Origin of the sequence: Natronosalvus halobius (genome assembly GCF_024138145.1) — an archaeon.
GTDB classification, from domain to species: Archaea; Halobacteriota; Halobacteria; order Halobacteriales; family Natrialbaceae; genus Natronosalvus; species Natronosalvus halobius.
The window spans coordinates 3,370,406-3,381,874 of record NZ_CP099997.1 but is presented as its reverse complement, the minus strand read 5'-3'; the positions used below and the strand labels follow the sequence as shown (position 1 = coordinate 3,381,874).

The 11,469-nt window shown below is 66.0% G+C and carries 9 protein-coding genes; 4 read left to right on the top strand and 5 right to left on the bottom strand.

Annotated elements, in window-relative coordinates; all coding sequences use genetic code 11:
• Nucleotides 1–41 precede the first annotated feature (41 nt).
• Entirely contained in the window at nucleotides 42–1,106 is a 1,065-nt protein-coding gene (locus tag NGM15_RS16360; protein ID WP_253433290.1) for a quinone-dependent dihydroorotate dehydrogenase, read from the top strand.
• A 36-nt stretch (nucleotides 1,107–1,142) separates the two neighbouring features.
• Here NGM15_RS16360 and NGM15_RS16355 read toward each other — a convergent pair whose 3' ends face one another.
• From NGM15_RS16355 to NGM15_RS16345, 3 genes are all read right to left on the bottom strand, one after another.
• Nucleotides 1,143–3,593 (bottom strand): thermonuclease family protein, encoded by a 2,451-nt coding sequence (locus NGM15_RS16355; protein ID WP_253433287.1) that lies wholly within the window; start codon nucleotides 3,591–3,593, stop codon nucleotides 1,143–1,145.
• A gap of 239 nt (nucleotides 3,594–3,832) precedes the next feature.
• A complete protein-coding gene (locus NGM15_RS16350) occupies nucleotides 3,833–4,246 on the bottom strand; it encodes a DoxX family protein (protein WP_253433284.1) in 414 nt (137 codons plus the stop codon).
• Nucleotides 4,247–4,425: 179 nt separating this feature from the next.
• Complete coding sequence (locus NGM15_RS16345) at nucleotides 4,426–6,021, bottom strand: alkaline phosphatase family protein (protein ID WP_253438165.1); 1,596 nt, start codon at nucleotides 6,019–6,021, stop codon at nucleotides 4,426–4,428.
• A 317-nt stretch (nucleotides 6,022–6,338) separates the two neighbouring features.
• Between NGM15_RS16345 and NGM15_RS16340 the strand changes: the two genes are divergently transcribed.
• Nucleotides 6,339–7,316 carry a polysaccharide deacetylase family protein gene (locus NGM15_RS16340; RefSeq protein WP_253433281.1) on the top strand — a complete coding sequence of 326 codons (978 nt, stop codon included), beginning with the start codon at nucleotides 6,339–6,341 and terminating at the stop codon, nucleotides 7,314–7,316.
• Between the two features lie 184 nt (nucleotides 7,317–7,500).
• Here the strand turns inward: NGM15_RS16340 and NGM15_RS16335 are convergent, their stop codons facing one another.
• Nucleotides 7,501–8,463: a glycosyltransferase gene (locus NGM15_RS16335; protein WP_253433279.1), complete on the bottom strand. Its 963-nt coding sequence runs from the start codon at nucleotides 8,461–8,463 to the stop codon at nucleotides 7,501–7,503.
• Between the two features lie 293 nt (nucleotides 8,464–8,756).
• Here NGM15_RS16335 and NGM15_RS16330 point away from each other — a divergent pair, with 293 nt between their 5' ends.
• Both NGM15_RS16330 and NGM15_RS16325 read left to right on the top strand, forming a co-directional pair.
• A complete protein-coding gene (locus NGM15_RS16330; RefSeq protein ID WP_253433276.1) occupies nucleotides 8,757–8,960 on the top strand; it encodes a zinc ribbon domain-containing protein in 204 nt (67 codons plus the stop codon).
• Nucleotides 8,961–9,013: 53 nt separating this feature from the next.
• Nucleotides 9,014–9,760 carry an Lrp/AsnC family transcriptional regulator gene (locus NGM15_RS16325; protein WP_253433274.1) on the top strand — a complete coding sequence of 249 codons (747 nt, stop codon included), beginning with the start codon at nucleotides 9,014–9,016 and terminating at the stop codon, nucleotides 9,758–9,760.
• Between the two features lie 118 nt (nucleotides 9,761–9,878).
• Here NGM15_RS16325 and NGM15_RS16320 read toward each other — a convergent pair whose 3' ends face one another.
• The gene (locus NGM15_RS16320; protein WP_253433271.1) at nucleotides 9,879–11,378 is read right to left on the bottom strand and encodes an alkaline phosphatase family protein; all 1,500 of its coding nucleotides are present in this window, start codon (nucleotides 11,376–11,378) and stop codon (nucleotides 9,879–9,881) included.
• Nucleotides 11,379–11,469: the final 91 nt, after the last annotated feature.

The following is an 11,469-nucleotide window of genomic DNA, read 5'->3' as shown; positions in this document are numbered from 1 at the left end:
TCTTTTAGGTGTTTTCCCACTAAAGTAGGAGTCGATACTCGATGACGCTGTACTCGCGGCTCCGGCCGCTGGCGTTCGCGTTGCCGCCCGAAACGGCTCACGACGCCGGGAAGACGCTCCTCCGGGCAGCCCAGTCGACGCGACCGTCCAGGTGGGCCCTGGAGTCGGCCTACCGGTACGAACACCCCGCCCTGGAGGTCGACTGCCTGGGGTCGACGTTCCCCAACCCCGTCGGCGTGGCCGCGGGCTTCGACAAGAACGCCGAGTGCACGCACGCCCTGACCGCCCTCGGATTCGGTTTCGTCGAAATTGGCACCGTGACGCCGTACGCCCAGACCGGCAACGAACGCCCACGCCTGTTCCGCCTCCAGGAGGACGAGGCGATGGTCAACCGAATGGGATTCAACGGCGACGGGATGGATCGAGTCCGAAAACGGCTAGAAGCTGACGGCACGCCTCGGATTCCCCTCGGCGTCAACGTCGGGAAGATGAACATCTCGAGCGAGCGCGAGGCGATCGAGGATTACCGCCGCGTGTTTACCAGACTGGCACCGTTCGCCGACTACGTCGTCGTCAACGTCTCCTGTCCGAACACGCCCGACGAGTTCGACGAGAGTTCGCCCGAGCACATCGAGGCCATCTTCGAGACCCTCCACGCCGAGAACGACGCCGACGTCCCCCTCCTGGTGAAGATCGGTCCCGATTCGCCGGAGGAGTCGGTCCTCGAGTTGCTCGAAATTGTCGAGGCCCAGGGGGTCGACGGAATCGTCGCGACGAACACGACGACCGGGCGCGACGGACTGCACTCGCCCGAGCGCGATGAGTGGGGCGGGCTGAGCGGTGCTCCGCTGCGGGACCGATCGACGGACGTCGTTCGCCTCCTGGCGTCGAACACCGACGTGCCCATTATCGGCGTCGGCGGCGTCGACTCCGCCGAGCGCGCCTACGAGAAGATCCGCGCCGGGGCCTCGTTGGTGCAACTCTACACCGGTTTCGTCTACAACGGGCCGTCGACGGCCCAGGAGATCAATCGTGGGCTCCTCGAATTGCTCCGCGAGGACGGGTTTTCGTCGGTCGAAGACGCGATTGGTGCCGACCTCGAGTGACGCCGGTCATCGTGAACGGGTCACTCTAGAGGCCGACTAGTCCACGACGAATTCGGCGTCCACGGAGAGGTAGTCCTCCCCGTCGAGCGTCTCGTTGGTGACGTACTCTCCTGAATCGGGATTGGTCACACCGTCGATCTCGACACGAACCTCGCCCTCGACCGACGTATTGTAGACGCCGTTGAGGTCGAAGGTCGCCGCGCTTCCACCGTACTCGTCGGAGTTGACGGCGATCTCGTCGACCGTGCCGTCGCCGTATCGATCCATGTAGACGGTCACGTCGTCGTTCGTGAGGCCATCCAGACTGGTTCCGTCGGGGTAATCGACCGCGATGGCGTCCACCTCGCCGTCGAAGTCACCCGAGGGGTCTGCGAGCGTCCAGGTGTGATAGGACTCGGCGCCGGCCGTGTTCGGATCGGCCTCGAGGACGTCGGATCGAACGTCGCTCTGGGCGGTGAACGACCGCACGGAACCGTAGGCCGTGTAGCCGTGGTTCGATTCGACGACGGCACGGAACTCGTACTCCCGACCAGCCTCGAGACCGTCGATCTCTTCGCCGAAGGATCCCGTTTCCTCGAGTAAGCGGGAGGGAGTGGTGTTCACGAAGTCGCCCGCCGGCCCCCACTCGAAGTACACTTCGCCCCAGTCCGCGCCGTCGAGGTCCTCGAGCGTTCCGTTCAGCGTCGCCGACGCGTCGCCGACGCGAGTGGCCGAATCTGTCGCGGCCCGCAACTCGGTGACGTTGTACTCGACGTCGATCGAGAGGTAATCGTCGCCCTCGAGCGTCTCCGCCGCGACGTACTCGCCCGACTTTGGATTCGTGACGCCGGCGACCTCGACGCGAACCTCGCCCTCGACCGAGGTATTGTACCGACCGTCGAGGTCGAAGGTAGCGGTGCTCCCAGCGTAGGAATCGGCGTTGACCGGAATCTCGTCGACCGTCCCGTCGCTGTCTCGGTCCAGGTAGACGGTCACGTCGTCGTTCGTGAGGCCGTCCAGACTGGTCCCGTCGGGGTAGTCGACGGTGATCGTATCGAGCTCGCCGGCGAACTCGTCGGCGGGGTCAGCGAGCGTCCACTCGTGATCCGCGTCGGCGCCGGGATCGTTTGGCGACGCACGCAAGACATCCGTTCGAACACCTTTGCCGCTCTCGTAAGCCGACCAGAGGTCGAAGTCGGTCGTGTTCAGCTGCCCCGTTTGGAGGAGTTTTCGACTATCGCCGGCGTAGTTCGTGTCGTCGCGAACGTCGTCGTAGTTGAGCCGGAGATCCGATCCGAGGCCCGCAGCGAGGTCGTCGAGGTTGGCTCGCTCCCCAGCGGTCTCGCTGCCGCTGCCCAGCAGGAGGACGACGCCACCCTGGTCGACGAACTCCTGTACCTCCGCGATTTCCGCCCCGGTCCACGCCTCCGGGCTACAGGAAGCGACGAGCGCGCGAGCATCCGACAGGCTGTACCCACGTCCGTTCCCGTAGGCGTTGATGCTGTGGAGTTCGATACCGAGCCCTTCGAGGTGGCGCTGGTAGTACGCAGTGTCCTCCGCCGAAACCGCGTTGTCCTGCTCGAAGGTTCGGTGGCCGCCGTCGACCAGCACCGGCCCGGAGGGATCGTCGCTGTCGTGGAGGTGGTCGATCAGGTTCGTGACGAACGTGAAGTGGTTCAGGTCGGCCGACTCGCCCTCCCAGCGTTCGTTGATCGTACAGCCGCCGAAGTACGCGAGGTTGTGCGATTCGTCGACGCCGACCATCGGAATCGAGTCGTAGTCGACGGTGCTCGCGGTGGTGTTCTCCTGGACGGCGGTGTCCTCCGCCCAGACCGGTACTCGCGAGTCAGGGACGGGGCCGTCCGTCGTCCTGACGCTCGAGGTGTGCGGGTGAAACGTTGCCGCGACGTCGTCGTTTCGCCACTCCGAGACGTACCCGTCGTCGGCGACCCAGAGCCCGCGCCCGGCCGCCCGGGCGGCCTCCTGGGCCTCGAGGTACTCGTCCGTGTTCGTCAGGCTTGCAGCGTACACTCGGGCATACCCCTCCTCGAGGGTGAGTTTGTTGTAAACCGTGTACGTCCCGTCGCCGTCCCGATCGTACCTTATCTTCGCGAGGAGACGGCCGAATTGGTCGATCTCCTCGGAGGCGCAGTCGACTTGGACCTGGCACGCCGAGCCCGCAGGGAGCTCCGCCTCGGCGAAGTTAGTCGCCTCGTTGCCCCAGTGCTCGAGGTGCGCCTCGTCCTCGATGAACTCCCACTCCTCGATCATCTCGTAACTCGTGTTGCCGGTTTTCTCGGGCGTGTCGTGCCCGAGTGTGCGGACGTTGTACTCCTTGCCGGTTTCGTAGACGTAGACGTCGAAGGTGTCGCCGTCGACGACGCGTGTGATCTCGGCGTCGTACCAGACGCCACAGTCGAGGGCGGAATCTGCGGCCTGCGTGGGTTGGGTCGCAGCCAATCCCGCGAGCGTGCTCGTGACAGTTTTAATGAAGGTGCGCCGTTTCACTGTGTAACACGACAGTGATTGTCTGACGGCCAAGCATCAATATTCCGCCATATAATACTGTGTTGTTACGTATCGTTCTTATTTAATCCGCATACAGTCACTCCTGAATTACTTCTAGAGCAGCGTAAGAATAGGTGTCATTTACCCATCAGTATGGTGCTGCTCGAGTTCGGCGGACGTGCTCGGAACGGGATCGACCAGCTCATCCGATGAACGTCGTACCCGTCGCTCTCGAGTGCCTAGAGCCCGATGTTCAGCGCATAGGGCCAGGCGGCATTGCTGACCGCGAGGAACGCGAGGGCCGCACCGGCGCCGTAGACGTTCTTGAGAAACGCCGTCATCTCGTTCTGGGCCTCTTCGCCCTCGGCGTTCCAGAAGTCGTGCATCTTCAGCGCCGAGACGACGAGGAATACCGCGAGCGCGCCGGCTCCGATAGCGGGGAACACGCCCGCGACGAGCGAGAGCCCGCCGAGGACGAGGAGGACTCCGCTCAGCACAACGGATGCTTTCGGTGCTGGCAGGCCCTTGAACTCCGCGTAGCCGGCCATCCCCTCGACGTCGAGGAAGTGGTTGAATCCCATGAACGCGAGGACGCCACCGAAGATCACGCGCGCGAGCAGGAACGCCACGTCGGCGCCGGCAGACTCGAACATCAGGCGCTCACCTCGAGGTCGCGGGCGGTCGTGGGGCGGTTCGATCCGTAGTTGCAAACTGGTTTCATTGCGTTACCAGGTACGAATTGGAACCTATATATCGGTTCCCGGACATGCATGCAACCGGGTTACGGTGACGTTACCGACGTTGCGTTCCGAGGACTCGATTCCGAGATCGGTCACTCCATGTAGCCGAGGCCCTTCAATCGGTCCTCGACGCCCGAAAAGTCATCGTTGACGCTCTCTTGGTCACGCTCGCTCGAAACATCCTGGCGGGCGACCTTGGTTCCGGTCGGTTCGGCGTCCGGGCGGAACGCGTCGAAGAGAACCCGCCCGTCGGCATTCGTGGGGACGGGCTTGCCGATGCCGTGGAGCAGCGTGGGGGCGACGTCGACGACCCGTGCACCCCGCAGCGTCGCCCCGGGTTCTATCGAGGGGCCGCGACAGAGCATGATTCCCTCGGGGCGGTGGCTCGCGGCGGTCGGCGACGGGTCGCCAAACGGTTCGTCGGTGACGCCGTTGCGCCCCTCGTAGCGGTTCGTCCCGTTGACGATGAGGTTCGGCGAGTCGGGATCCGTCGGGAAGAGGTCGTCGCCGTCGTAGACGACGAAGACGCGCTCGCCCGCGTCGTCGGTGATCGATTCGAAGAGGTCGGTGAGTTCGGCCTTGAGCGCCGGGATCTCCCGCGGCGAGACGACGCCGTGGTCGAACCGATCCGAGTCGTTGACGTAGAGGTTGCCAGCGTCGTGGACGAACGCGACGGTTCGCTCGTAGTCCACGTCGTAGAGGGCGTGCTGGCCGGGGATCTGCTCGGCGACGGAGTCGAGCAACCGGCGCGGCACCTTCGAGACCAGGAACTCCTCGGAGATTCCGACCCGGTTTAGCGCACTCGAGACGCGTTCCCGGGAGATACCCAGGCTCGCGAGCGCCCCCCGGGTCCCGTCGTCTTCCTCCTCGAAGAGGTACCCCTCCCGCTCCAGGAAGTGGTTCGGGTAGGCGAGTTCGTCGATGGGGCCGAACCCGTGGTCGGAGACCACGTAGAGGTCGGCGTCGTGCTTGTCGGTGTAGTCCATCACCTCGCCGAGAATGTCGTCGAGCGCACGGTACTGCTCCAGGATGCGGTCTTCGTCCCAGATGAGATGCTGGAAGCGGTCGGGCGCGGTATAGACGAAGAAGAACAGCTCCCAGTCGTCCCGACGCTCCATCAGCAATCGCATCAGTTCCCGGCGCTTCCGGAGGATGTCCGAGACCGCAACCTCGAACTCGTCGAGGCGGTCGGCGTAGTCGGGGTAGTTGAGACTGATCTGGTAGTCGGGAATCCGGTCGACGATTTCGTCGGCGAGTTCCGGCGGATGGGTGAAGTCGTGCTCGAGCGAGGGCGTCATCATCCCCGTGACCACCTCACCGTCGATCTCGGTCGCCGGATACGTCATCGGGACGTTGCCGACGACCGCGGGGCCGAGTTGCTCCCACAGCGGCGGCTGCTTGCAGTCCCGGCTGGTGTACATCTGGTGTGAGTACGATGAAGAGAGCTGCTGGAACCCGTAAATCCCGTGTTTATCGGGCCACACTCCGGTTGCGATCGAGGGCCACGCCAGCGGCGTCGTCGCCGGCCGCGTGCTGTCGAGCGGGCCGGACGCTCCCTCCTCGCGCAGTCGGGCGAAGTTCGGGAGCGCGCCCTCGTCGGTCCAGCGTTCGATCAAGTTCCAGGGGACGCCGTCGAGCCCGAGAACGAACGCTCGCTCGGACGCCGTCGTCGATGTAGATCCGCTCATGATGATACTCAAGGCGTCGGTGACGCCTGCTGTCGGTGACATGGCGTACTGACGCCTTTGTTATCCAGCGACTGCCGTCGGGAAACCACCACGAACGGAACACAGTCGCTCGCTCGAGACGGTTCACTCGATGGGTACTACCGCGGGATTCGGTGGGAAGCACACCTGAGGTGGTCGTTCCAACCCGTCCGAGCGCAAGCGACCACAGCGCGGCGGCAGGCCGCCCATAACAAAACCGTTACGAGAGAATCCACCAGGCATGTTCGCTCCCGTCGACGCTCCGAGTCGCGACCGCGAGCGGGTGGCAGGTGATCGTCGTGGGTAGCGTCGTCGTCTCGGTCGACGCCGAACTCGGCTGGGGATTTCTCGACCTCCACCCGCCGCCGGCCCACCGCATCGAGCACTGCCGACGCGGCTGGCACGCCCTTTGTGAGGCCTTCGAAGCCTACGACGTCCCCGCCACGTGGGCCGTCGTCGGCCACCTCATGCTCGAAGACTGCGACGGCCGCCACGTCGACCACCCCGCCCCGGCAGGCTGGTTCGAGCGCGAGCGGACCGACTGGAAGGATCGCCCCGACCTCCGGTTCGGTCCCGACCTGGTCCGTTCCGTGCTCGAGTCGCCGGTCGACCACGAGTTCGCGAGCCACTCGTTCTCCCACATCCTCTTCGGCGCGCCGAGCACCGATCGGGATCTGGCCCGCGCCGAGTTCGAACGGGCGCTCGAACTGGCCGACGAGTGGGGCCTCGAGTGCTCGTCGTTCGTCTACCCGCGAAACGACGTCGGCCACCGGGCGGCGCTCGCCGAGGCCGGCTTCACCGCCTACCGGGGCCGAACGCCGACGCCGGAGGGATTCCGGGCAGTCCTGGAGACCGGCCTGGGCGGGCGCTCGGTGCTGGTCGAACCGACGGTCGAGGAGCACGGCCTGGTGAACGTGCCGGCCTCGCTGTTTTGCTTCGGGTTCGAGGGCGTCTCCAGGACGGTCGCCGAGTCCGTCTGGGCCGATCCGATGGTCGTGACGGCCCGCCGGGCGATCGACCAGGCCGTCGCGGCCGACGACGACCGACTCTGTCACCTCTGGCTCCACCCGAACAACCTCACGACTGATCGCGACGACGAGCGGATGCGGGCGATCCTCGCCTATATCGACCGGCAGCGTCGAGAGACCGACCTCACCGTGGAGACGATGGACGAGGTCGCCGCTCGAGTCAGCGAGTCGACTGAGGACGCCGCCGAACGCGAGAACGCGGACGGACTCGAGACGAGCGTCACGCAGGCGGTCGGTGGCGACGACTAATCCAGGTTCGCGAGCGAAAGCGGGAACTCTTCGAGACCGTGACGCGGCTGGCCTGTCGATGATAGTCAGGATATAACTATAGAAACGATAGTTTTAGATTCCGGTAGGGACCGCTTACGCGTCCACGATCGCCTGCGCTCGGGACCGTGCTACCGGCACGCGCTCGAGACTACGCGACCCGCGCTCAGGACCGCGTCACTCGCGTTCGCCGCTGGTCTATTCGCTCGAGACCCGTCACCGACTCGTAGACCTCGAGGATGGCGTCGGTCGTGTGCTCCAGGCTCACCTCGCGGGCGGCCTTCCGGCCGTTCGACCGGGCGCCCGACTCGAGGATCGTGGTCAGGCCGTCGACCAGGACGGCGTCCGCGTCGGCCACGCACGAGGGAGAGACGTCCTCGAGGCGCTCGCGGACGTCGCCGACGTCGACGGCGACCACCGGGAGGTCACAGGCCATCGCTTCCTTGACGGCATTGGGCGAGCCCTCGCTGTGGGAGGTCACCAGGAGGGCGTCGGCGGCGTTCATGTAGTGGGGCATCTCGTCGTGGTCGACGCCCGAAATCGTTCGCAGGGAGACGGGGCGTTCGAGTCGGTCGGCCGCTCGGTCGACGATCCGTTTCGCCCGCGGATAGTTCTTCACCGACCGGTCGGGCGCGTAGGGGAACAGGACCGTGTGCTCGTCGGTGGGCCAGCCGACGCGGTCCCGAGCGGCCGCCTGTGACCCCGGCCGGAAGGTTTCGAGGTCGACGCCGTCAGGGATCACGCGACATTCTCGACCGAGCGCGTCGGCCATCGCCTCGGACATGACGATTACCTCGTCACAGAAGGGTGCACAGAAGCGACTCACGGGTGCGACGGGACCGTGGACGTCCGATCCCCAGAGCGAGCAGACGACCGGCACGCGTCGCTGGGCGAGCGCCATTGGGGCCGTGAGCCCGTAGTGGGCGTGGATCAGGTCGTATTCGCGATCCAGTTCGCGACGCACCGTCCGAAAGAACCGGAGGTACTCGCGCGGCCCGCGAGCGTTCTCACCGGTCGCGTCGCCGGCGACCGACAGCGTCTCGAATCGAACGCCGCGTCGTTCGAGGGCAGCCTGTTGCTGGTTCAGAAACGGCGCATCCGCGGCGTTCGTCAGCGTGAGTACGTCCATTCGACCGAGAGGCCACCGGGAATGCGCTTTGTTAGGAACGGCCTTCGCCTCGAGGGGGCCGCCCGCCTGGATCGAGTCGCTCCCGATTTCGGGCCCGGCCGGACGCGACTCGAGACAGGTCCGTCGACCCCGAGCGTCGAGCAGGGTCCGTCAGACGTGGGTCACACTCGAGCCGGTTGACGAACTCGAGTCCGCCAATATTTCGGTTCCAGCAACGGCATATATATACCACCTATCGATAGTCGACGAAACGCTTATACTGGTGAACATAGAAGCGGCTGTCAGGACGATCAATGTCACTCTCCGATATATTTACTGGACTCCTGCCGGGGACGGACGCCGAGCCGGAGTCACCCGACGCGCCACGCGGCGCCCACGTGGACGGGCCGACGACGGTCGTCTACGAGTGTCGAAACTGTGGGACGACGGTCGATCCGAAGACGAGTCGGTGTCCCCACTGCGACCACGACGAGATCGTCGAGTACCCCATCGACTGACGCTCGCGGGATCGAAACACAGTCTCCTTAATACTGTCGCGTGAACGGACCGTATGGACATTCGTCTGGACGAGGTCAACAGGCGCATCATCCACGCCCTCATGGAGGACGCGCGGTCCATCTCGGCGCCGATGATCGCCGACGAGGTGGGCGTTTCCGCGGCGACGATCCGCAATCGAATCAGTCAACTCGAGGAGGCGGGCGTGATCGAGGGATACCACGCCAACGTCGACTTCGAGCGCGGCGACGGGCGACTGCGAAACCTCTACCTCTGTAACGCCCCGGTCGACGACCGCGAGCGCATGGCCCACCAGGTACGGCTGATTCCCGGCGTGATCAACGTCCGCGAGCTCATGACCGGCCGGCGAAACCTCCACGTGCTCGCCGTCGGCACGGACACGAACGACCTGCGCCGAATCGCCCGCGAGATCGCCTCCCTCGGGATCGACATCGAGGACGAGGACTTACTCCAGGCCGAACACTATCAGGCCTACCGCCCCTTCGGCCCCGACGACCGGACGCCACAGCCCCTCTCCGATTACATCAGTCTGACCGGCGGCGCCGAGGTCGTCGAGGTGACCGTCGCCAAATCGGCTCCCATTGCGGGGCTCTCCCTCGAGCGCGCCGCCAGAGAGGGCGTTCTCGCCGACGACGTGCTCGTGATCGCTATCGAGCGCGACGACGCCGTGTTGACCCCTCGTGGCGACACCGAAATCGAACCCGACGACCTCCTGACGCTGCTCTCCCGGGAGGGCGTGACCGAGGACGCGCTCGAGGCGTTCGAACCGGGCGACCGGTAGTTCGACTGCCAGGGAGACCTCGGCCTCGAGCGAGACCAGTCCCCTTCCAGGCGTCGACTGGTGCGTAAAACCGGATGAACGCTATTGTGTCACCCATCAATTCAGGCCTGGAACGCCACTATCGGTAATCGAACTCCTCGAGGCGCTCCCCCAGGAGCGTGTCGTCGAACGTGGGATCGTCGCAGGCCGTGCCGTGAGCAACGTTCGCGTACGTGCCGTAGCCGACGGGAGCGGTCGTCAGCGCCGACGGATCGCGCCCGGTCATCAGATTGGGAACCGGGCGGCCCAGCGTCGCCATCACCAGCGGCGCGACGTCCGCGGCGGTGAGGCAGGCCGGTTCCGCGGACTCCTGGATCGTCGGCCCGGCCGCGAAGAACGTCCCGACATCCGTTCGCGTCACGCCCTCGGATCGCGTGAACCGCCGTTCCGCGGGAGCGGCCGACACCGTGCAGTCCGTCCCCGCCGTGGAGACGAGCACGTCGGGTGCCTCGCGGGCGAACGGCCCCCCGTAGAGGTGCTCGCGTCGACAGGCGAACTCGAAGGCTGGGTTCCCGTTCGGGTCCGCGAGGCCGGCCAGCGCCTCGAGCACTCGCGAGCGGGTCTCCTCGTACGTCGAGTTGACGACCCGACCGTAGCGTTCCCGCCCGGCGACGTTGAGGCGGACACCCGCGCCGGTCGCACTCGGGAAGAACGCCTCCGAGGTCGCCCATCGGTACCCGTCGCCGTCCCGACGGCTCCCGTTCTCGTCGCCGCCGAACGAGCCCCTGACGACGCCCAGTATCGACTCGAGGGCCCCCGGCAATCGCCACCCCCTGTCCCACGCGCTCCGCTCGAGCAGGTCGTGATCGGCGAGCCCCTCGTTGACGTGGACGCGGTATCCTCGCGAGCGCTCGACGCCGAGCGGCGAACACCCGATAACGGTCGATTCCTCGGGAGCAATCTCGAGGACGTCCAGGACGAGTCGGTCCGCGGCCCGGCACGCAGCCTCGAGAGCGCGGTCGCCGGCGTCAGCGTCGACGGCCCCGAGGAGGTCCGGATCGGCGATCGGAACGTGGACGAGCGCCAGCTCCCAGGACTCGCCGTCGAGCAGGTCGCAGGCGAGGCGACGTCTCGTCTCGAGGAGCGTCGGCACATCGGCCGGATCCTCGAGGTCCTGGAGCGTCCACGGTGAATCGGGTGAACCGGACGGGAGTCTCGCGTCCGCGGGGGCATCCGGTGTACGGCCGTCGACCGATCGCGCGGGGCGCCGTCCAGGAACCACGACACCGGTCACCGGTCCCGGTGGATCGGTCATCGGCAATCCACAGGCCACCGTGGAGGCTCCCTCGCCGGTGAGGTACGCCCAGAGGGGCGGCCGGCGAACGTCGACCGCGGAGGCTGGCCGGCGGTCGCCGTCGGGGTAGTTCGCGCGGACGACGTCGTCGAAGACGCCGTGGTAACTCGGATCGGTCCCCGTCAGGACCGACGTCCAGGCGCTCGCCGGACTGGCCGGAACGGTCGATTCGAGCGACCCCGAAACGCCGCGGGTTCGGAGGTCGGAAACGGTCGGCATCGCGTCGGCGAAGCGCTCGATGTGTCGGTTCGTCACGCCCTCGAACGCGAAAACGACGGTCTTCACGGCGACCTCTGCCGATCCCTCGAGATCGAGGCCGCGTGCCGGCCGTCAGCTCGCTCGAGCGCGAACAGTTCGTTCATGAACGCACGGACGA